Raw genomic sequence first — 19,812 nt, 5'->3', positions numbered from 1 at the left:
CTCGCCATCCCTGCCGGATACACCACGATTGAGGTATAAAGTCCACCACTACCCGTCGGTAATAGCGGAGGTCGGCGATGTCGCTGGACGCTGATGTGATCGTGGTGGGCGCGGGCCTGGCGGGCCTGGTCGCCACCGCGGAACTGGCCGATGCCGGCCGCCGCGTGGTGCTCCTCGACCAGGAGCCCGAGGCCTCCCTGGGCGGTCAGGCGCACTGGTCCTTCGGCGGGTTGTTCCTGGTCGACTCCCCGGAGCAGCGCAGGCTCGGCGTGCGCGACTCGCACGAGCTCGCCCTGCAGGACTGGATGGGCACCGCCGCCTTCGACCGCGACGAGGACCACTGGCCGCGCAAGTGGGCCGAGGCCTACGTCGACTTCGCCTCCGGCGAGAAGCGCGCCTGGCTGAGCGCGCAGGGCGTGAAGTTCTTCCCGCTCGTGCAGTGGGCCGAACGCGGCGGCTACCTCGCCCGCGGCCACGGCAACTCCGTGCCGCGCTTCCACATCACCTGGGGCACCGGCCCCGGCGTGCTGGAACCGTTCCTCCGCCGGGTGCGCGCCGCCGAGGCCGAGGGCCTCGTCGAGCTGCGGTTCCGGCACCGCGTGACCGAACTGATGACCACCGACGGGGCGGTCACCGGGGTGCGCGGCGAGGTGCTCGTCCCCAGCGACGCCGGACGCGGCCAGCCGAGTCCGGGCGAGGCCGAGGGCGAGTTCGAGCTCGGCTCGCAGGCGGTGGTCGTCACCTCCGGCGGCATCGGCGGAAACCTCCCGCTGGTGCGCAAGAACTGGCCGAAGCGCCTGGGCGAGCCGCCGAAGAACATGATCGCGGGCGTGCCCGACCACGTCGACGGGCGGATGCTCGAGGTCGTGTCCAAGACCGGCGGCCGGATCATCAACCCGGACCGGATGTGGCACTACACCGAGGGAATCCGCAACTACGACCCGGTGTGGACCGAGCACGGCATCCGCATCCTGCCCGGCCCCTCCTCGCTGTGGCTGGACGCGAACGGCAACCGGCTGCCCGCACCGCTGTTCCCGGGTTTCGACACCCTGGGCACGCTCGAGCACATCGCGGGCACCGGTCACGACCACACGTGGTTCGTGCTCAACCGGAAGATCATCAGCCGTGAGTTCGCGCTGTCCGGGTCCGAGCAGAACCCCGACCTGACCGGCCGCAGCGTCCGCCAGCTGCTGCAACGCGGCGGCGGTGCCACTCCCGGACCGGTGATGGAGTTCGTGCGCCGCGGTGCGGACTTCGTCGTCCGCAACGGCGTCGCCGAACTCGCCGCCGGGATGAACGAGCTGGGTGACGGTCACATCGACGCCGCTGAGCTGGAGCGCACCATCGTCGAGCGGGACCGCCAGGTGGCCTCCGGGCTCGGCAAGGACTTGCAGGTCAACGCGATCCGGGCGGCCCGCCGCTACGCGGTGGACCGGCTGATCCGGGTGGCCGAGCCGCACCGGCTGCTGGATCCGGCAGCCGGGCCGCTCATCGCGGTGAAGCTCAACCTGCTGACCCGCAAGACCCTCGGCGGCCTGGAGACCGACCTGGACGGCCGGGTGCTCAAGGACGGGGTGGAGCCGCTGGACGGGCTCTACGCGGCCGGAGAGGTCGCCGGCTTCGGTGGCGGCGGCGTGCACGGGTACCGCGCCCTGGAAGGCACCTTCCTCGGTGGCTGCCTGTTCTCGGGCAGGAAAGCGGGAAGGGCCGCCGCAGCAGCGGTGCGGTGAAAAGGGGAATCAGACGAAGCAGCCGCTCACGAAACCGGACACGTGGCTGCGTTCGTTGGTGAGGTCGACCCATTCCGAAACGGTTCGGCCATCACCGCAGACAATGCTTTCGCCGACGACCCGGCGGTGAATCGTGGCCGTGTCACCGGGATTTCCGATACCGCGCACCGACGCGCCGGTACCGGGTTCAGAGCGGATTCGCGTCCCGAAGGCGAGGAAGTCGGTGGCGTCCTGGTCAGTTTCCGCGTGCGCGGCCTGGACCAGCGCGTTCTTGATTTCCAGGGCGATGGTCGCGACTTGGGTTCCGATCCCGGAGATGGGCACGATCGCGGCCACCGCCACGCCTAACAGGGCATTCCGAAGATTGCGCATCACAACCCCCCCATTTGGCCCGCCAGCCGTTCTTCGACCGGATTTTCGGCGACGATTTCTGCTGGCCGGGTCGGTTCCCAGTTTATGGATCGGAACCCGGTTCCAGCAGTATCCGATCGGGTAAGGCGAATTCGTGGCGGACAGCCACGAGCACCGGTGACGCAGGGCGTTCGGAACTCGCCGGCCAACCCCTCCGATGAGTGAGTTCCCGGGGAACATCGACGCGTTCCGCGACGACGAAGGGCGCCATGGGAACAAGCGGTCCCATGACGCCCTCCGCGTTCGATTTTCGCTGGTCAGCCCGTGCGCGAGCCGATCCCTGTGAGGGAGCGGACCTCCATCTCGGCCTGCCGTTCGGAGTCCCCCTCCGGTTTGCCCACGAAGGTGCCGATGGCGGCGAACAGGAACGAGATCGGGATCGAGACGATGCCCGGGTTCTTCAGCGGGAAGAACGCGAAGTCCACGCTCGGGATGATCGAGTCCGACGAGCCGGACACCACCGGGGAGAAGAGCACCAGCACCAGGCAGGAGATCAGACCGCTGTAGATGCCCCACAGCGTGCCGGTGGTGTTGAACCGCTTCCAGAACAGCGTGTACAGCAGCGTCGACAGGTTGGCCGAGGCGGCGAAGGCGAATGCCAGACCGACCAGGAACGCCACGTTCTGCCCGATCACCAGGATGCCGCCCAGGATCGACGCGGCACCGATGACCAGCGCCGTCACGCGGGCCACCCACACCACGCGGTCGGAATCGACGTCACCGCCGCGCACCACGCTGGCGTAGACGTCGTGGGCGAACGACGCCGACGCGGTCAGCGTCAGGCCCGCGACCACCGCCAGGATGGTGGCGAAGGCGACCGCCGAGATGATGCCCAGCAGCACGGTGCCGCCGATCTCGTAGGCCAGCAGGGGTGCCGCGGAGTTCTCCGCACCCGGCGCGGCCAGGATCGCCTCGCTGCCCACCAGGGCGCTCGCGCCGTAGCCGATGATCAGCGTGCAGAGGTAGAAGATCGCCATCGTCCAGGTCGCCCACACCACCGAGCGCCGCGCCTCGCGGGCGTTGGGCACGGTGTAGAAGCGCATCAGCACGTGCGGCAGACCGCCGACGCCCAGCACCAGGGCCAGCGACAGCGAGATGAAGTCCAGCTTGGTCAAGTCGGACTTGCCGTACTGCGCGCCGGGCGCGAAGATCGCGCGGCCGTGCGGGTTGTTGTCGGCGGCCGCGTTCAGCAGCTCGGTCATGCTGTAGCTGAACTTGCCGAACAGGAAGATCGTGATCAGCACGGCGGACAGCACGAGCATGGCGGCCTTGATGATCTGCACCCACGTGGTGCCCTTCATGCCGCCGACCAGCACGTAGACCATCATGACGGCGCCGACGCCGACCATCACCAGCATCTGCCCGAAGCGGCCGTGGACGTTGAGCAGCAGCGCGACCAGACCACCGGCACCGGCGATCTGGGCGATCATGTACATGATGGTGATGGCCAGCGTGGAGGTCGCGGCGGCGGCCCGGACCGGGCGCTGCTTCATCCGGAAGCTGAGCACGTCGCCCATCGTGAAGCGGCCGGTGTTGCGGGTGCGTTCGGCCAGCAGCAGCAGGTTGACCAGCCAGGCGACCAGGAAGCCGATGCTGTAGAGGAATCCGTCGTAGCCGTAGATGGCGATCGCGCCGGCGATGCCCAGGAACGACGCGGCCGACAGGTAGTCGCCGGACAGCGCGACGCCGTTCTGCGCACCGCTGAAGGCGCTGCCCGCGACGAAGTAGTCGCTGGTGGTGCCGCGGTTGCTCACGCGGTAGACGATGAACAGCGTGATCAGCACGAACGCGGCGAAGACGCTGACGTTGATGATGACGCTGTCATCGGGGATGACGTTGGTCTGGGCAAGGTTCATCGGTCGAACTCTCCGGCCTGCTCACGGATTTCGTCGACGCGCGGGTCGATGTGGCGACGGGCGAACCGGACGTAGAGGGTGGTCAGCCCGACGGTGGTCACGAACTGCCCGACGCCCAGCAGCAACCCGAGGTTGACCTCGCCGAAGACGGGCTCCGCCAGCTCCTCCGGGAAGTAGGCCGCGGCCACCACGTAGCCGATGTACCAGATCAGGAAAAACGCCGTGGCGGGGAAAACGAACCATTTAAGTCGACGGCGGAGGCTGCGGAATTCGGCGCTCTGCTGGATAGCGGTGAAATCGGGCCGGTCGGCGGTTGTGCGAACCGCGCTCTTCTCGATTCCGCCGAACGCCGCGCGTTGATTTCCGGGCTCGCGGGGGGAACCGCGCAGCGCGGATTGCGTTGCGTTGCTCATGCATCCTTCCTGGACTTCAGGGTGTGCCGGCCGGGGTCGCCAAGCTGGCGGAGGCGGGCAATTCTTACCACTGTTCTACCTCTATCGACACTGTGGGGAGCGACACCTGGGAGTCACCATTTCACCCGTCTGAGCAGGACCGGGGCTGAGGGCCGGTGACAGGAGGGCAACTCTCGGTTACTGACCGGTAAGGCCAGGTCAGGCGCCCGCACTGCCAAGATCGAAAGTCGCTGACCTGGTGTTACAGCCTCTTTCGGGGAAGAGTTCCGACCTCCTTTTAGTCCGAACGGGTGAAATTGCGTGAAGCGCTCCCGAACTGAACGAACACTCGGCGTGATCTCGCCTGATTGGCCTAGCGCATTGCGAAAAAGCCCCCGGTGCTTTCCTCGCGGGTAGGGCATATAGTGCTTGGGCACTGAGAGGTAGTCGTGTGAACGGGAAGGGTCACGGTTCGATACCAGTGTCCGGAATGTGCCGGCCGGGGAAGCCATTGGTGACGCTGAGTATCGACAAGATCTCGAAGTCGTGGAGTCCCGCGTTGGTTCCCCGGCGCCAGGCCCTCCCCGCATGCCTGCCTTTCCCCCCTGACCATCAGCACGACGATTGCGGGACCGCACGCATGCGCCGTTCGCCTACGCATAGTTCGACACGCCTGCTTGACCAGCGCGGAGACGCACCAGGAGCTCGCCCGTGAGCGGGGGCCGGGCCGCCGGCTTCCTGCAGTGGCGCAACTGGTCGCTGCCCACGAAGCTGGCCGCCGTCGTCCTGGTACCCGTCATCTTCGCCGTCACGCTCGGTGTCGGGCAGATCCAGTGGCAGGTCGAGCAGGCCGACGAGTACGGCCGGGTCGCGAAGGTGCTCGACGCTGAGAACCAGCTGGAACCGCTGACCAACGGGCTGCAGCTCGAGCGCAACCGGGCCGTGGAGAACCTGGTCGGTGACGGTCAGATCGCGGCCTTCACCGAGCAGGCCGCCGCCACCGACAAGGCCGCCGAAGACCTGCGCGTCGTCCTCACCGAGAACGACATCTACACCGACGTCGTTCAAGAGCGCTTCGCCGAAACCCGCAGGGCCCTGGACGCGCTCGGGGCGGTGCGCGCCGGCGTGCAGGCGAAGCGGGTCACCGCCGTGCAGGCGATCGGCGCCTACAGCCAGGCCGTGCGCGCCGCGCTCGCGCTGGACCGCGCTCTGACCACCAGCGTCGCCGACCCCCGGATCTCCAACACCGCGACCGCGCTGACCGACATGCTCGGTCTCACCGAAGAGGTCCGGCTGCAGCAGGCCCTGGTGCTGTCGGGCCTGAGCGAGGGCTCGCTGGACGCGGCCACGCTCGACTCGCTGTCCGGGTCCCGCGCCCGGCTGCTGTCCAAGATCAACGACGCCAGCTCCGGCGTGGCCAAGCACTGGCAGCAGCGCCTCCAGCAGCAGCTGCAGGTCCCGGCGATCGTGCAGCGCAACCAGATGCTCGCCATGATCATCATGGAGAGCACCGACGGCAAGTCCAGCGGTGGCTACTCGGTCAACCGCGAAGCCTGGAACGGCACCAGCGACGGCTCGGCGCAGACCATCGAAGGCGGTCGCGGTGAGCTGGCGGCCGAGGTCCGCACCGTCGCCCAGGACCTGGCCGACGACGCCAGCGACCGCGCCGGGTGGGACTCGGTGCTGCTGCTGTCCTCGCTGATCGCCGCCGCGGGCGTGATCATCATGATCAGCCGCCAGCTGCTCGGCTCGCTGCGCGAACTGCGGATCGGTGCGCTCGACGCCGCCGAGTACGACCTGCCCCATGCGGTCACCGCGGTCCGCCAGGGCAAGGGCGCCGAAGCCGACGTGCCGCCGCTGCCGGTCAAGACCACCGAGGAGGTCGGCCAGGTGGCGCGGGCCTTCGACGAGGTCAACCGGCAGGCGCTGCGCCTGGCCGTCGAGCAGGCGGACCTGCGCCGCGGCTACAGCGACGCGTTCGTCAGCGTCTCCCGCCGCAGCCAGGCGCTGCTGGAGCGCCAGCTGCGGCTGTTCGAGGAGCTCGAGCAGGACGAGGAAGACCCCGACCAGCTGTCGCGCCTGTTCCAGCTGGACAACCTCGCGACCCGGATGCGCCGGAACAACGAGAACCTCATGGTGCTCTCCGGCAGCGACCTGGCCCGCCGCTTCACCCAGCCCACCGAGCTCGCCGACGTGCTGCGCTCGGCGGTCTCCGAGATCGAGCAGTACCCGCGGATCGCGGTGCAGCCGACCCCGTCGGTGAAGCTGCGCGGCAACACCGCCAGCGACCTGGTGCGACTGGCCGCCGAGCTGATGGACAACGGCGCGAACTTCTCCGCGCCCGACACCGTCGTGACGGTCTCCAGCTACCAGTCCGGGGACGGCACGGTCGTGCTCGACATCCTGGACAACGGCATCGGCATGGGCGACGACGACCTGGCCGAGGCCAACGAGCGGCTGGCCCGCGTCGCCGAGGACGACATCTCCACCTCGCGGCGGATGGGCCTGTTCGTGGCCGGGCGCCTGGCCGCGCGGCACGGCATCAGCGTCGAGCTGCACGGCGGGCCCGACGTGGAGGGCGTGCGCGCCACAGTGCTGGTCCCGGCCGAGCACGTCGTCTCCGCCCAGCCGGGGCCCTCGCAGATGCCGCCGTCGGCGCAGCCCGCTCAGGTCAACGGCCACTCGCTGCCGGGCCTGCACAACGCGGGCAGTTTCCCGGATGCCGGATCGCCGCTGCCGCGCCGGGTGCCCGAGCAGCACCGGCCGGAGGACAACGGCTGGCAGACCCAGGAGCCGTCCTTCGCGCAGGACTTCGGTTCGCAGGAGTACGACGACTACAACGCCAACGAGCCGACCAGCCTGTTCGAGCCGGTCTTCCCCAACGATCAGGCCGAGCCCTCCGGCCAGTTCGAGGGGACGAGCTTCTTCGAACCGGCGGGTGGCGGTCAGTCCAACGACTTCTTCACCCCCGCCGGTGGCGAGGACGCGCCGACCAACAGCTTCTTCGGCTCCTCGCTCGACTACGACCAGCCCGCGGCCGACGAGGGCGAAGCCGACGAGCCGGAGCCGGTCCGCAACGACCTGGCCGGGCAGTGGTTCATGCCCGCGGCCTCGGACCCGATCTCGGAGACCGGCGAGTTCCACTGGCCCGACACCAAGGACGGCGACTCCGCGCTGTTCACCTCGGGCCCTGGCGACGACGCCGACGAGGAGCCGCAGCTGACCTCCTCGGGACTGCCGCAGCGCAAGCCGCGCAGCAAGTCCGCCTCCGAGGAGGCCCCGAAGGGGCGCAGCGCCGAGGACATCAGCAAGCAGCTCGCGCACAACGGCGTCCAGTTCGGCCAGACCGACCTGGAATCGGCCCACAAGCCGTGGCCGCCGGACCCGTCCGAGCCGGCGCCCGAGCTGCCCCAGGCCGAGCCGTGGATCCCGCAGACCCCTGAGGCCCAGGCCTGGGACTTCGCCGCGGACAAGGCCCGCGAGGCCGCCGAAGCCGCGGCGAACCCGCAGGAGACGTCGTTCACCAGCGCCGGGCTGCCCCGCCGCCAGCCGAAGGCCAACCTGGTGCCGGGGAGCGTGTCCAGCCCGTCTCAGCAGCCGAGTCAGCCGCGACGGTTCCAGCGCGACCCGAACGCGTTGCGCAGCAGGCTGTCCGACTTCCAGGGTGGCGTCAGCCGAGGCCGGCACCGGATGACCGACGAGGACTGAGTGGTGGACACACGCAAGAAGACACGTGATCATCTCGGCAACGAACAGGAGGTTGCATGAGCGCACAGACTATTTCCCGCAGGTTCGGCTGGTTGATCACGGACTTCACCGAACGTGTGCAGGGTGTGGCGCACGCGATCGTGGTCTCGGCCGATGGCCTGGTGCTGACCGCTTCGGCGACGCTGCCCAGGGACCGTGCCGATCAGCTCGCCGCTGTGGCCTCTGGTCTGCTGAGCCTCACGCAGGGGTCGGCGAAGTGCTTCGAGGCCGGCCGGGTCGTGCAGACGATCGTGGAGATGGATCGCGGCACCCTGCTGCAGATGGGCATCAGCGACGGTTCGTGCTTGACCGTGCTGGCCGCTCCCCAGTGCGACATGGGTCTGATCGCCTACGAGATGACGATGCTCGTCGAGCGCGTCGGGCAGATGCTCACGCCGGAGATCCGCACCCAGCTGCAGAACAGCGCCAACGCCGTGTCCGGCCAACTGGTGTGAGGACGCGATGAGCAGACGCTCGGAATACCCGCGCCGGGACCGAAGACGACAGAACTCGGGGGACGACAGCTTCGCCGACGTCGTCAACTCGTTCACGTTCGGCGCCAAGCCCAAGCGCGGCAAGCGCAAGGAGCGCTCGGAACCGGACTCGACGCCGGCCGATGAGCTGGACCAGCGAGCCAGGACGGTGTCGCAGGATCCGGCCGACGCCGTGCCCGAAGCACCCGTTGCCGCCAGCATCCGGTCCTACACCTGGACCGGCGGCCGGACGAAGTCGAATTACGAACTGGCCATCGAGACCCTGGTTTCGGTCGGCGAGAATTACCGACCCGGCGCACCGGTCCGGCTGGAGCACCAGTCGATCGCCGAGTTGTGCCAGCAACCGCGTTCGGTGGCCGAGGTGGGTGCACTGCTGTCGGTGCCGATCGGGGTCGCCCGCGTGCTGCTGGCCGACATGGCCGAACTCGGGTTGATCACCGTGCACAACACGGTGAGCGAAAGCGGTAGCGCACCACACATGCTGTTGATGGAAAGGGTTTTGAGTGGACTCCGTCGGCTATAGCGCACCCCAGCCCGGCACCATGCCGGAGGCTGCCAACCGGGGTGGCACCAGCTCGACGTCGGCGAAGATCGTCGTCGCGGGCGGGTTCGGTGTGGGCAAAACGACGTTCGTCGGTTCGGTCTCGGAAATCGTTCCGCTGACCACCGAAGCGGTCATGACGGAGGCGTCCCAGGGCGTCGACAACCTCGACGCCACTCCGAACAAGACCACCACGACCGTGGCGATGGACTTCGGTCGCATCTCGCTGGCGTCGGACCTGATCCTCTACCTGTTCGGCACGCCCGGGCAGCAGCGGTTCTGGTTCATGTGGGACGACCTGGTGCGCGGTGCCATCGGCGCCGTCGTGCTCGTCGACACCCGCCGGCTGGCCGACTCGTTCTCGGCGATCGACTTCTTCGAGGACCGCGGCCTGCCGTACCTGGTGGGTGTGAACATGTTCGACGGTCAGATGCTGCACTCGCTCGACCAGGTGCGGGAAGCGATGGCGATCGGACCCGAGGTGCCGATCGGTCCGGTGGACGCCCGGGACCGGGAATCCACCAAGCGCACCCTGATCGCGCTCGTCGAACACGCCATGCGGCACTGGACTTCGCGCCAGGCCATGTGATTCTCGGGTGATCGGTGGCAGTTTCAGCGGAAGCTGTCACCCACCACGGCTCTCACCGCCGAGCCTCAGGGCTTGCGGGCGACGCCGCCGAGCAGGTTGTACTCGCCGTCCGAGGGTTCGGTCAGGCGCGGGCCGTCCGGCCACCAGTCGAAGAGGTGGACCAGCCCGGGCTCGATCATCTCCAGGCCGTCGAACAGCGCCTGGATCTCCGCGCGGCTGCGGTAGAAGCAGCTGCCCATCATCGCGTTGAACTGCACCTGCGACTCCTCGGCGAGCTTCGCGCGGGAGCTGCCGTCGGCCGGGTTGTGCAGGTGCGAGATCGCCAGGTACGAGCCGGGAGCCAGCGCGTCGAGGTAGGCGCGCATGATGGCCTTCGGGTTCTCGTCGTTGGTGACGTGGTGCAGCGTGTTGCTGTGGATCAGCCCCACCGGCCGGTCCAGGTCCAGGTACTTGCGGACCGATTCGTGGTTGAGCACCGATTCCGGGTCGCGCAGGTCGGCGACCGCGAAGTGGGTGTACTCGTTCTCCTCCAGCAGCGCCCGCCCGTGCGCGGCCACCGACGGGTCGTTGTCGACGTAGATGACGGTCGCCTCGTGGTTGAGCCGCTGCGCCGCCTGGTGGGTGTTCTCCGCCGTCGGCAGCCCCGACCCGAGGTCGAGGAACTGGTCGACACCGGCGTTTCCGGCCATGAAGCGCACGACGCGGATCAGCCACGCGCGGCACTGCCTGCCCACCTGGACCGCCTCGGGGGCGAGCTGCTGGATCTGCCGAAGCACCTCGCGATCGACCTCGAAGTTGTCCTTGCCGCCGACGAACGCGTCGTAGACCCGCGCGATGCTGGGCCTGGTCGTGTCGATCTGGGGAGGTTGGGCGTCAGCCATGAGAGGGGTCCGCTCGGTTGCTTCGTGGGGAACGATCTCGTACCAACAGTATGCCGGTGGCTGCGGCGGGTGAACAGCCGTACCGGTGCAGTCGGTGGTGAGCTGCGATACCGAGTCCTCTGGGGACAGCGCCCGGGAACCGGAAAACATTGCCCGGCAAGCCACCGGGTCCCGGCAGCTCCGCGCCGGCGGGGTGGCAGACTGCTCCCGATGAGCGGAGCGGTACTGATCCTGGGCGGCCGGAGCGAGATCGGCGTGGCGGTCGCGGACCGCCTGGTGAAGCGCGGGAACGGCAAGGTGATCCTCGCCGCCCGGCGTTCGCAGGACCTCGACGACCAGGAAGCCGCGCTGCGCGGAGCGGGCGCCGCCGAGGTCGTGCGGGTCGAGTTCGACGCCACCGAGCTGGCGACCCACGAGGCGCTGCTGCGCGACATCGCGCGCGAGCACGGGCCGATTGGCACCGCGGTCATCTCCTTCGGCATCCTCGGCGACCAGGAGCGCGCCGAAGCCGATGCCGCGCACGCGGTCGACGTCGTGCACATCGACTACGTCGCGCACGTCAACGTGCTGACCCACCTGGCGAACCTGCTGCGCGAGCAGGGGCACGGCAAGATCGTGGTGTTCTCCTCGGTTGCGGGCGTGCGCGTGCGCCGCGCCAACTACGTCTACGGCTCGGCCAAGGCCGGTCTCGACGGCTTCGCCAACGGGCTTTCGGACGCGCTGGTGGGCAGCGGGGTGTCGCTGCTGATCGTCCGCCCGGGGTTCGTCATCGGCCGCATGACCACCGGGATGGACCCGGCACCCTGGTCGTCGACTCCGGACCAGGTCGCCGACGCGACCGACAAGGCCCTCCACCGGGGTCGCCGCGTCGTCTGGGTCCCGGGCATCCTCCGCTGGGTCTTCGCGGCCATGCACTACGTCCCGCAAGCCATCTGGCGCCGCATGCCCCGCTGAGCCCCGCTTTCGAATTTCGCGCGAAGTTCGACGGGCGAAGTTCGGGCTCGAATTTCGCGCGAAATTCGAATCCTGTCGCCCGGGCGGGTGAGCGTGCGGCGTGTCAGGCCCGACCTCTACGGTGCAACGCATGGACTTCCACGCGCTGCACGTGACGGGTGCGCCGCTGCTGCTGCCCAACGCCTGGGACTTCACCTCCGCGGCCGCGCTGGCCGAGGCCGGCTTCGCCGCGATCGGCACCACGAGCCTCGGCGTCGCGGCGGTGCACGGGGTGCCGGACGGCAGCGGGGCGACCAAGGGCGAGACGCTCGACCTCGCGAAGAAGATCGTCGGGCTGCCGGTCCCGGTGACCGTCGACCTCGAGGCGGGGTTCGGCCTCAGCCCGGCCGAGATCGGCGAGTTCGCCGCGGAACTGGCCGATCTCGGCGTCGCGGGCATCAACGTCGAGGACGAGCTCTGCGACCCGCAGCTCCACGAGCAGCGCATCACTGAGATCCGCGACCGGGCTCCGGAGCTGTTCGTCAACGCCCGCGCCGACACCCACTGGCTCAGCCCGGACCCCTCGCTGCCCGATGCCCTGGAGCGGGCCCGCCGCTACGCCGGAGCGGGAGCCAGCGGCGTGTTCGTCCCCGGCATCAGCGCCGAGAACGACGTGCGGGCGCTCGTCGAGGCGGTCGACGTCCCGGTCAACGTCCTCTACAAGCCCGGTCAGAGCATCGAGGAACTGGCGGCCTGGGGCGTCCACCGCATCAGCACCGGCTCGCTGCTCTACCGCGCGGCCCTGAACGCGGCGATCACGACGGCGCGCGAGATCGGCTCCGGCGGCACCACAGCGATGGACATCCCCGGCTACCAGGCCGTTCAGGACTACATCGTCGGTGGCCGACGACGGGGTTCCGGCGGTTTGAAGTGACCGCCGTCGGGTCCGGTCGGCTTCTCGCGGCCGGCCCCGAGGTAGTGGGAGAACCACCGGCCGGCCAGCTCGGAGACCTTCTCCAACGCCCCGGGTTCCTCGAAGAGGTGCCCGGCGTGCGGCACGATCTCGATCTTGACGTCGGTCAGCGGCAGTGAGGTGAGCAGTTCGGCGGCCTGCCGGTTGAGGTTGAGGACCTCGCGGTCGTCGCCGCCGACGATCAGCAGCGTCGGGGCCTGCACCTCGGCGAGGCCGTTGCCGCCGAGATCGGGACGACCACCGCGCGACACCACGGCGGCGACCCGGTCGGGTCGGCTCGCGGCGGCCCTCATCGCCGCGGCGGCACCGGTGCTGGCGCCGAACAGGCCGACGGGCATGCCGCGCGTGGAGCGCCAGGAGTCGAGCGCGTCGATGGCGGGCGTGAGCCGCTCGGCGAGCAGGTCGATGTCGAAGCGGAACTCGTGCGTGCGCTGGTCGGTTGATGCCTCGTCGGAGGTGAGCATGTCCAGCAGCAGGGTGCCGAAGCCCGCGTTGTGGAGTTGTTCGGCGACCGCGCGGTTGCGCGGGCTGCGCCGCGAGCTGCCGGAACCGTGCGCGAACAAAACCACCGCCCGGGCAGGCGGTGGCATCACGAGGTCCCCTTCGAGGTGTCCGGCAGGGGTTTTGACGATCACTGGCTCGGTCGTGAGTTGAACCATCGGGAGCCTCCCTCGGATTCCGCGCGCAACGACTACCCGGACGGGCCCGTCGCGACACGCCGCAGGTGACCCCACTGTCACCCGGGAGAGGCCGATTCGCAGGTGGATCTACGAGCGCACCGCATTGCCCAAGGTCATGATCAACCGGTTGTCCCAGGCGAACATCGACGCCACGGCGACCAGGTCGTGCACGTCGTCGGCGGCGAGCCCGGCCGCGTGCAGTCGCCGCACGTCGGCGGCGGTGAGCGCGGCGGGCGTGTAGGTGAGGGCCCCGGCGACGTCGACGACGGCCCGCAGCCGCTCGTCGGCGATGGCGGCCGGCCCGGCCTCGGCGAGCACCACGGCGGTCAGCGGGTCACCGGAGAGCTCCACCTGCCGCTTGCCGTGCACGGCGGTGCAGTAGCCGCAGCCGTTGATCAGGGAGGTCGCCAGCGCCGCCAGTTCGCGATCGGCCCGGTCCAGCGCCCCGTGCCCGGTCATGATCGCCTCGCGCAGCAGCGTCTGCGCGGACAGCACCCCGGCGTCGAGCTTGAGGGTGTCCACGAACTCGCCGCCGGGCACGATCCGCGACACCCACCGCATCGACGGGAACGCCTCGTCCGGCGTCGACAGGCGGTGCCCGTCGGCGGCGGCACCGGCCTCGATGGTGAGGCCGGGCTGGGAGGCGGGGCCGTCGCCGGCGTCGGCGGCCAGCCGCAGCCCGCTTTCGAGCCGCACCCGGAAGCTCGCGTAGGCGGCGACCTGCGTGGCTGTGACGACCTGCGCGGGGCTGAAGTGCTGCAGCAGCTCGGCGATCTCGTCGGCACCCACGTCGGCCGGGTCGAGCGCGACCTGCTCGCAGTGCGCCAGCAGCGCCTCCGTGGCCTCGGGCAGCTCACCCCAGCGCTCGACGTCCCGCACGACCTCGGCGTCGTCGAGCGCGGCGGCGATCTGGTCGGCGTAGTCGGAGCCGTTGTTGACCAGCGCGACGCGCAGCGCGATCCGCGCCCGATCGGCCTGGTCCAGCTGGGACTGGTCCGCGGGGCGGAGGACTGCGGTGTCGGCGTTCTCGGCGGCTTCCCGGACGTCCGGTCGAAGCACGGTGAGCGTTTCGGCTGCGCGATCGCTGACGGTCGTCATGCGCAGACCTTAGCGTTGCAAGATCGTTCAGCTGTGCGGGAGGTTGAGCTGCCAGGACACCCCGTAGCGGTCGTTGACCCAGCTGAACTTCCGCGAGAACCCGTAGTCGCCCGGCGGCATCAGCACCCCGCCGTCCTCGGAAAGCGCCTGGTGGAGCCGGTCCTGCTGCGCCTCGTCGACGCAGTCGACGTACAGCGACACCGACGGCGTGAAGTCGAAGCCGTGCGACACCGGCGAGTCGATGCACATGTACTGCCGCTCGCACAAGGTGAACGTGGCGTGCTGCACGCTTCCCTCGACCCCCTGCTCACCGGGGCCGTAACGGCTGATCGCGAGCACTTCGGCGTCGTCGAACAGGCTGATGTAGAAGTTCATCGCCTCCTCGGCCTTGCTGTTCTGGAACATCAGGAACGTCGAGATCTGCGTGGGCACGTCGCCTCCCTGGTGTGCGGGTGATCGCGGGGCGAGTATTGCCGCTACGACCGATATCCGCCCGGAACGGACCGACATGACCACGCCGATGGTGATCGACACGGACACCGCCCAGGACGACTGCATCGCCCTGCTCGTCGGCCTCCTCGACCCCCGCGCGGACCTGCGCGCGATCACCATGGTCGCCGGCAACGTCGGCTTCGACCAGCAGATCCGCAACGCCTTCCTCACCCTCAACGCCGCAGGTCGGCTGGGCCAGGTGCCGGTCCACCTGGGCTGCCGACGCCCCCTGGTGCGCCCGTGGGAGAGCGCCGAGAACGTCCACGGCGACGGAGTAGGCGGCATGACCATGGACATGACCGACTGCGACCCAGACCCCGAGCACGCGGTGGATGCCCTGATCCGCCTCGTCGCGGAGTCCCCGGGCGAGCTCACGATCGTCTGCATCGGTCCCCTCACCAACATCGCCACGGCCACGGCCAAAGACCCGACCTTCGTCGACAACGTGAAGGCGCTGTACGTGATGGGCGGCAGCAACAACGCCCGCGGAAACATCACCGCAGCAGCGGAGTTCAACTTCTACGTCGACCCCGAAGCCGCGAAAACGGTCTTCGCAGCAGGCTTCACCATCACGGTGATCCCCTGGGCCCCACTCACCCTGGAACGAGCGGTGTTCGGGCAGGCACAACTAGACGAGATCGCCGCCCTGGGCACCCCGCTGTCGGACTTCTTCACGCGAGTCTGCGCAGCAACCCTCGACTTCGACCGCAGCGTCGGCATCGACGGAACCACCCACCCGGACTCGCTGACCACAGCGGTCCTGCTGCATCCCGAGCTGATCACCCGCATCGGTCGGTACCACGCCGACGTCGAAACCCAAGGCGAGCTCACCCGCGGCTACGCAGCCATGTCCTGGGGCGTCCACGGCCTGGAACCGAACGCGGCCGTCGTTGAAGACGTCGACGCCAACGCGTTCTACCGCCACATCAAGGCCCTGCTCCAGAACGCGGCAAGCCCTACCCGAGCAGTGACGATCAATGACTTCCAGAGCGCGCAATGAGCCGGCGGCTCATCTCGTAAGACTCCCAGATCACCCTACGGAGGGTCGCTGAAATCGGTGGTCACGGATGGAGGGAATCAAGGCGCCTCGATGAATGCCTGCTGCGGGGGCCTCGTCGAATTGCCCTGAGAGCACCGACTTCTAGGTCCCAGGAGGTTCGCCCTCGCGCCGCGGACCGCGCGACTCGGCTGGTGAATGCGACCACACCTTCAGGTGTCACCAAATAGGGTCTCAATGTGTGGCAGCGCGCAAACGAAACGATGAACCGTGGGATATCGAGCCTGGACAGCACTTGCGGCGCAAGGAGGTGCATGCGAAGTACAAGGGCAGTGCGCAGAGCGGTATCGCCCCGATCAGCAACTCCGTAAACATCCTGATCTTCACGGGGTCCAAGGGGAGCAAGTACGGCTACACCTACGACGAGTGGCAAGCCGACGGCGCGTATCACTACACCGGCGAGGGGCAGCTGGGCCCGCAGAAGATGGAGAGGGGCAACAAGGCCCTTGCTGAGCCAGGCCGAAGGATCCGCCTGTTCGACGAGGTCTCAAAGGGTGTTGTCCGATATGTGGGGGAGTTTCGGCTCGCCGAGGTCGATGAGCCGGTCTATGAGGCGCAAGCCCCTGACATGGCAGGACATCAGCGCACGGTGTTCGTGTTCAAGCTCTGGCCCGTGGATGAGAATCTCGACTTGCCAGCGCGCTCAGAGATCACCGAGCCGCGGGTCCGAGTGGTTCCGGTCGAATCGCACAAGTCCAACGAGTACACGGTGCGGCGTTCTGGGGGCGTCACCGTCGCGGACAAGGCCGAAGCGCAGCTTGTCGAGAGGTACAGGGCCTCTCTTGTGGCCAGAGGCCACCCGGTCAACCGGCGTGCCATTGATATTCCGGGCGAGGAGGACCCCTTCTACGCTGACGTGTTCGACGAGAAGACAGGCGAGTTGATCGAGGCCAAACGGGATAGCGGTCGGGACAACGTTCGGCATGCGCTTGGCCAAGTACTCGACTACGCGCGCTACGTCGAGCACGACAAGTTGGCCGTGCTGGTGCCCAAGTGGCCGGGCACAGATCTCGTGAACCTGCTGACCGCTCATGGCATCAACTGCATCTATGAGGCGCGGCTGGGCGAGTTCCACCGAGTTGACGCGCGGTCGGGTACGGCCTCACCAGCTACGTGACGGCAGAGCCGTCCAGGCAATCTCCGTTGCTGTTTGGAGCGTGATGACCAGTTCTTCGCAGCGGAACTGGCCGTAGCGGCCTGCCGACACGCGTGGGGCGGAGCTAGTCCAGCGGGATTGTGCGGAGTGGGGTTCCGCCGTCGATGTAGAGGTTTGCGCCTGGGTGGAGGGCTTCTCGGATGCGTTGGTGGGCTTTGTGGCCTGCTTGGGGGTGGCGGCCTTCGAAGGCACCCACTCGGATGGCGAAGGCGAGGGCGAAGGGGGTTTCTCCGGGCCGGAGGGTGAAGTCCTCGGCGGCGACGTGGCGGGTGCTGAGGAGGCCGGCTTCGATCTCGGCCGCGGCGTTGCGTTCGGTGAGAGCGATGCCCTTGGCCGAGCGGTCGATGACCAGGATGTGGCCGTCGGGCGCGATGCGTTGGCAGACCTCGCGTGCTGCGGCGCCGGGGGCGCCTCCGATCTCCAGGACTCGCATGCCCGGTTCGAGCGGTAGCGCGTCGACGATGGCGGCCAAGCGCGGTGAGAGTGCCGGCATCGTGCCTCCTCGCAGCGGTGCGTGGTTCGCCGACCATCTCATGGTGCACCGACTGGAACCGACGAGGAGGAGTTCAGGCGGAAAATCGGTTGTCGCAGCGCACAGCATCACTAAGCTGGCGTGATGGGGTCGGTCAAGCAGGTTCAGATCACGTTCGACTGCGCGGAGCCGGAGCGGGTGGCTCGGTTCTGGTGCGAGGTCCTGGGGTACGTCGTGCCACCACCGCCGCCCGGATTCGAATCCTGGGACGAGTTCGACCGGTCGTTGCCTGCTGAGCGGCAGGGGTCGGCCTTCGCCTGCGTCGATCCGAACGGGGTGGGGCCTCGGCTGTTCTTCCAACGGGTTCCCGAGGGCAAGGTCGTCAAGAACCGGGTGCACCTCGACGTGCGGGCCGGGACGGGGCTCGTGGGGGAGGAGCGGCTCGCTGCCCTGGAGGCCGAGTGCGCACGTCTCGAAAAGCTCGGGGCCACCAGGGGAACGCTGCTGGTCGCCGACGGGTTCAACGAGTCCTGCCAGCTGATGCAGGACGTCGAGGGCAACGAGTTCTGCCTGGACTGAACCCGTCAGTCGAAGACCGACCAACAGATCTCGTTGCGCCGCTGCTGGTCGTCCAGGACGAGCGCGCGGATCGGGTCGGGGAGTTGGGCGCGTTGCCAGCGGCATTCCTCGCGCCCTGCCTCCTCGCCCTCGGCCGCGCGGACGGCCTTGATCGCGTAGGCGGCCGCGCCGAGGTCGTGCTCGGCGACGTGCGCCACCACCGCGGCCTGGCCTGCTGCGAACGCCGCGAAGCGCGGTGCTCCGGACAGCGGGCGTGCCGCCGCCATCGCGTGGCCGCCCGCTGAGCGCGAATCCCACATCCGGACCTCTCCGCGGGTCCAGGCGCGGACCTGCTCGATCGCCTGACGCGGTCGTGGATCACCGGGTTCGGCCTGCTCGACGAGGTGCAGGACGTGCTCGGCGCAGTCGGCGGCCCACCGGGCGAGCAGGTGGTGGTCGGAGTCCGTGAGCGTTCCTCCGCGCCGGATGGTGATCAGGCGCGGGTCGCGGACCTTCGGCAGGATCACGGGTTCTCCGTGGTGAACAGGCCGCTCTCGCTGTTGAGGACCGAGTCGAGGAGTTGCAGGACCTCTGCTGTTTCGGCGAGTTCGCCGATGACGATGATCTTGAGGCGGTTGCGTTCCTCGTCGTGGATGGTCTGCACGCGCAGCGTGCGGTCGGCGCCCACGCCGGCGAGGACGAGGGTGCCGAGGCGGTCGGCGGCCGAGCGGTCGACGCCGTCGATCTGGACGATGCTGGAGACCTCCACCGCGCCCGCGGTGTGGGCGGGCTCGGTGGGTCTGCCGGTGAGCTGCTCCAGGTCGGACTTGGAGATCCGGTACTGCTTGCCGATGCGGACGGCGTTGAGCCTGCCCGAGCGGATGTAGCTGCGAACCGTGCGGACGTGCAGGCCGAGGAGAGCCGCGACCTGCTCGACCGAGTACATATCTTCCTGCATCGTTTCTCATCTTAGGTTGTGAAGAGGAACGATGCGTCAGCGCGCTACGCGGGACCTCCGGGTTCGATGAACGACTGCACCATCCTCGGGAAGATCTGCGTGAACAGCGGCGTCGTCGACGATGCGCCGGTGAACGCCGCGTGCTCCAGCTGCGCTTCGTAGACCGAGGTCAGCGCGCGCACGGCGTCCCGGGTGTCGACCGCGAGGCGCAGGTTGAGCCGGTCCAGGGCCTCGTGCAGCAGCTCGGCGATGGAATCTGTCAGGTGCTCCAGGGACTCGCCGGCGCGCTTGCGCAGGTGCGGGTCGCGCAGGGCGTGCGCGCGGAACTCGGTGACCAGCATGTACCAGTTGTGGTCGGCGATCAGCGACTCCGCGCAGGCCGTGCCGACCTTGACGATCGCCTCGTGCAGCGACTCGCGGTCGGCGACGCCCTCGACGAGAACGTCGTTGACGATCGTGCGCGTCTTCTGTATCCGCAGGCTCATCTCCTCCTCGTACACCGCGAGGAACAGGTCCTCCTTGGTGTCGAAGTTCGAGTAGAAGGCGCCCCGGCTGAAGCCGGCCGTCTCGCAGATCAGCTCCACCGGCGTGTCGCGAATGCTGTGCTCGGAGAACACCTCGCGTGCGGCGTCGATCAAGCGTCGACGCGTCTGCGCCCGTCGCCGTGTTTCCCGTTGGCGCGGTTGGTCGGTCATGACCGGAATTCTCCTGCGGTGTTTCGGCTCACAGTTGCCTGCGGCCACGAGCTAGGTGGATCTCGGAAAATATACAGTCTGTATCGCATACACCGTGTA

Annotated in this window: 21 protein-coding genes; 10 read left to right on the top strand and 11 right to left on the bottom strand. The window is 68.5% G+C overall.

Annotation, left to right across the window (positions count from 1 at the left end; all coding sequences use genetic code 11):
• The first annotated feature begins 77 nt into the window (after positions 1-77).
• Positions 78-1,730, top strand: a complete 1,653-nt coding sequence (locus tag R4I43_RS02325; RefSeq protein ID WP_324263793.1) for an FAD-binding dehydrogenase — start codon at positions 78-80, stop codon at positions 1,728-1,730.
• A 9-nt stretch (positions 1,731-1,739) separates the two neighbouring features.
• Here the strand turns inward: R4I43_RS02325 and R4I43_RS02320 are convergent, their stop codons facing one another.
• The 3 genes from R4I43_RS02320 to R4I43_RS02310 form a co-directional block, all read right to left on the bottom strand.
• Positions 1,740-2,072, bottom strand: coding sequence for a hypothetical protein (locus R4I43_RS02320; protein WP_324263792.1), 333 nt, complete (start codon positions 2,070-2,072; stop codon positions 1,740-1,742).
• Positions 2,073-2,398: 326 nt separating this feature from the next.
• Complete coding sequence (locus R4I43_RS02315) at positions 2,399-3,997, bottom strand: solute symporter family protein (protein WP_324263791.1); 1,599 nt, start codon at positions 3,995-3,997, stop codon at positions 2,399-2,401.
• Positions 3,994-4,410 (bottom strand): DUF485 domain-containing protein, encoded by a 417-nt coding sequence (locus R4I43_RS02310; RefSeq protein ID WP_324263790.1) that lies wholly within the window; start codon positions 4,408-4,410, stop codon positions 3,994-3,996. The genes R4I43_RS02315 and R4I43_RS02310 overlap by 4 nt, the downstream gene beginning before the upstream one ends.
• Before the next feature lie 690 nt (positions 4,411-5,100).
• On the opposite strand from R4I43_RS02310, the gene R4I43_RS02305 reads away from it, so the two are divergent.
• From R4I43_RS02305 to R4I43_RS02290, 4 genes are read left to right on the top strand one after another with little or no spacing between them, the layout of a single operon-like run.
• Positions 5,101-8,097 (top strand): sensor histidine kinase, encoded by a 2,997-nt coding sequence (locus R4I43_RS02305; RefSeq protein ID WP_324263789.1) that lies wholly within the window; start codon positions 5,101-5,103, stop codon positions 8,095-8,097.
• A 56-nt stretch (positions 8,098-8,153) separates the two neighbouring features.
• On the top strand, positions 8,154-8,591 hold the full coding sequence (locus R4I43_RS02300; protein ID WP_324263788.1) for a roadblock/LC7 domain-containing protein: 438 nt from the start codon (positions 8,154-8,156) through the stop codon (positions 8,589-8,591).
• Between the two features lie 7 nt (positions 8,592-8,598).
• Complete coding sequence (locus R4I43_RS02295) at positions 8,599-9,153, top strand: DUF742 domain-containing protein (RefSeq protein ID WP_324263787.1); 555 nt, start codon at positions 8,599-8,601, stop codon at positions 9,151-9,153.
• On the top strand, positions 9,134-9,760 hold the full coding sequence (locus R4I43_RS02290; RefSeq protein ID WP_324263786.1) for a GTP-binding protein: 627 nt from the start codon (positions 9,134-9,136) through the stop codon (positions 9,758-9,760). The genes R4I43_RS02295 and R4I43_RS02290 overlap by 20 nt, the downstream gene beginning before the upstream one ends.
• A gap of 65 nt (positions 9,761-9,825) precedes the next feature.
• Here the strand turns inward: R4I43_RS02290 and R4I43_RS02285 are convergent, their stop codons facing one another.
• Complete coding sequence (locus R4I43_RS02285) at positions 9,826-10,641, bottom strand: SAM-dependent methyltransferase (RefSeq protein WP_324263785.1); 816 nt, start codon at positions 10,639-10,641, stop codon at positions 9,826-9,828.
• A 210-nt stretch (positions 10,642-10,851) separates the two neighbouring features.
• On the opposite strand from R4I43_RS02285, the gene R4I43_RS02280 reads away from it, so the two are divergent.
• Both R4I43_RS02280 and R4I43_RS02275 read left to right on the top strand, forming a co-directional pair.
• Entirely contained in the window at positions 10,852-11,595 is a 744-nt protein-coding gene (locus R4I43_RS02280) for an SDR family NAD(P)-dependent oxidoreductase (RefSeq protein ID WP_324263784.1), read from the top strand.
• Between the two features lie 130 nt (positions 11,596-11,725).
• Positions 11,726-12,508: an isocitrate lyase/PEP mutase family protein gene (locus R4I43_RS02275; protein ID WP_324263783.1), complete on the top strand. Its 783-nt coding sequence runs from the start codon at positions 11,726-11,728 to the stop codon at positions 12,506-12,508.
• On the opposite strand, the gene R4I43_RS02270 is transcribed toward R4I43_RS02275, so the two are convergent.
• From R4I43_RS02270 to R4I43_RS02260, 3 genes are all read right to left on the bottom strand, one after another.
• A complete protein-coding gene (locus tag R4I43_RS02270) occupies positions 12,463-13,206 on the bottom strand; it encodes a dienelactone hydrolase family protein (protein ID WP_324263782.1) in 744 nt (247 codons plus the stop codon). The genes R4I43_RS02275 and R4I43_RS02270 overlap by 46 nt on opposite strands.
• A gap of 108 nt (positions 13,207-13,314) precedes the next feature.
• Positions 13,315-14,325 (bottom strand): peroxidase-related enzyme, encoded by a 1,011-nt coding sequence (locus R4I43_RS02265; RefSeq protein WP_324263781.1) that lies wholly within the window; start codon positions 14,323-14,325, stop codon positions 13,315-13,317.
• 27 nt (positions 14,326-14,352) lie between these two features.
• On the bottom strand, positions 14,353-14,757 hold the full coding sequence (locus R4I43_RS02260; protein WP_324263780.1) for a VOC family protein: 405 nt from the start codon (positions 14,755-14,757) through the stop codon (positions 14,353-14,355).
• Between the two features lie 88 nt (positions 14,758-14,845).
• On the opposite strand from R4I43_RS02260, the gene R4I43_RS02255 reads away from it, so the two are divergent.
• Positions 14,846-15,817, top strand: coding sequence for a nucleoside hydrolase (locus tag R4I43_RS02255; protein WP_324263779.1), 972 nt, complete (start codon positions 14,846-14,848; stop codon positions 15,815-15,817).
• A gap of 238 nt (positions 15,818-16,055) precedes the next feature.
• Complete coding sequence (locus tag R4I43_RS02250) at positions 16,056-16,991, top strand: hypothetical protein (protein ID WP_324263778.1); 936 nt, start codon at positions 16,056-16,058, stop codon at positions 16,989-16,991.
• Positions 16,992-17,094: 103 nt separating this feature from the next.
• Here the strand turns inward: R4I43_RS02250 and R4I43_RS02245 are convergent, their stop codons facing one another.
• Positions 17,095-17,523, bottom strand: a complete 429-nt coding sequence (locus R4I43_RS02245) for an SAM-dependent methyltransferase (protein WP_324263777.1) — start codon at positions 17,521-17,523, stop codon at positions 17,095-17,097.
• A 123-nt stretch (positions 17,524-17,646) separates the two neighbouring features.
• On the opposite strand from R4I43_RS02245, the gene R4I43_RS02240 reads away from it, so the two are divergent.
• On the top strand, positions 17,647-18,081 hold the full coding sequence (locus R4I43_RS02240; RefSeq protein WP_324263776.1) for a VOC family protein: 435 nt from the start codon (positions 17,647-17,649) through the stop codon (positions 18,079-18,081).
• A 5-nt stretch (positions 18,082-18,086) separates the two neighbouring features.
• Here R4I43_RS02240 and R4I43_RS02235 read toward each other — a convergent pair whose 3' ends face one another.
• Genes R4I43_RS02235 through R4I43_RS02225 form a run of 3 tightly spaced genes read right to left on the bottom strand, consistent with a single transcriptional unit; the run spans position 18,087 to position 19,656 of the window.
• Complete coding sequence (locus R4I43_RS02235) at positions 18,087-18,587, bottom strand: putative immunity protein (RefSeq protein ID WP_324263775.1); 501 nt, start codon at positions 18,585-18,587, stop codon at positions 18,087-18,089.
• Complete coding sequence (locus R4I43_RS02230; RefSeq protein ID WP_324263774.1) at positions 18,584-19,018, bottom strand: helix-turn-helix domain-containing protein; 435 nt, start codon at positions 19,016-19,018, stop codon at positions 18,584-18,586. Before R4I43_RS02230 ends, R4I43_RS02235 begins: the two co-directional genes overlap by 4 nt.
• Positions 19,019-19,062: 44 nt before the next feature.
• A complete protein-coding gene (locus R4I43_RS02225; protein ID WP_324263773.1) occupies positions 19,063-19,656 on the bottom strand; it encodes a TetR/AcrR family transcriptional regulator in 594 nt (197 codons plus the stop codon).
• Positions 19,657-19,812: the final 156 nt, after the last annotated feature.

The organism is Saccharopolyspora mangrovi (genome assembly GCF_035320975.1).
GTDB classification, from domain to species: Bacteria; Actinomycetota; Actinomycetes; order Mycobacteriales; family Pseudonocardiaceae; genus Saccharopolyspora; species Saccharopolyspora mangrovi.
This window is presented reverse-complemented; position numbering and strand designations above follow the sequence as displayed.

What these genes read in the sequence shown, in the direction of transcription:
- R4I43_RS02265 (WP_324263781.1), bottom strand. Translation starts at nt 14,325, where the DNA reads ATGACGACCGTCAGCGATCGCGCAGCCGAAACGCTCACCGTGCTTCGA.
- R4I43_RS02240 (WP_324263776.1), top strand. Translation starts at nt 17,647, where the DNA reads ATGGGGTCGGTCAAGCAGGTTCAGATCACGTTCGACTGCGCGGAGCCG.
- R4I43_RS02245 (WP_324263777.1), bottom strand. Translation starts at nt 17,523, where the DNA reads ATGCCGGCACTCTCACCGCGCTTGGCCGCCATCGTCGACGCGCTACCG.
- R4I43_RS02270 (WP_324263782.1), bottom strand. Translation starts at nt 13,206, where the DNA reads ATGGTTCAACTCACGACCGAGCCAGTGATCGTCAAAACCCCTGCCGGA.
- R4I43_RS02280 (WP_324263784.1), top strand. Translation starts at nt 10,852, where the DNA reads ATGAGCGGAGCGGTACTGATCCTGGGCGGCCGGAGCGAGATCGGCGTG.
- R4I43_RS02230 (WP_324263774.1), bottom strand. Translation starts at nt 19,018, where the DNA reads ATGCAGGAAGATATGTACTCGGTCGAGCAGGTCGCGGCTCTCCTCGGC.
- R4I43_RS02315 (WP_324263791.1), bottom strand. Translation starts at nt 3,997, where the DNA reads ATGAACCTTGCCCAGACCAACGTCATCCCCGATGACAGCGTCATCATC.
- R4I43_RS02285 (WP_324263785.1), bottom strand. Translation starts at nt 10,641, where the DNA reads ATGGCTGACGCCCAACCTCCCCAGATCGACACGACCAGGCCCAGCATC.
- R4I43_RS02300 (WP_324263788.1), top strand. Translation starts at nt 8,154, where the DNA reads ATGAGCGCACAGACTATTTCCCGCAGGTTCGGCTGGTTGATCACGGAC.
- R4I43_RS02325 (WP_324263793.1), top strand. Translation starts at nt 78, where the DNA reads ATGTCGCTGGACGCTGATGTGATCGTGGTGGGCGCGGGCCTGGCGGGC.
- R4I43_RS02310 (WP_324263790.1), bottom strand. Translation starts at nt 4,410, where the DNA reads ATGAGCAACGCAACGCAATCCGCGCTGCGCGGTTCCCCCCGCGAGCCC.
- R4I43_RS02275 (WP_324263783.1), top strand. Translation starts at nt 11,726, where the DNA reads ATGGACTTCCACGCGCTGCACGTGACGGGTGCGCCGCTGCTGCTGCCC.
- R4I43_RS02255 (WP_324263779.1), top strand. Translation starts at nt 14,846, where the DNA reads ATGGTGATCGACACGGACACCGCCCAGGACGACTGCATCGCCCTGCTC.
- R4I43_RS02295 (WP_324263787.1), top strand. Translation starts at nt 8,599, where the DNA reads ATGAGCAGACGCTCGGAATACCCGCGCCGGGACCGAAGACGACAGAAC.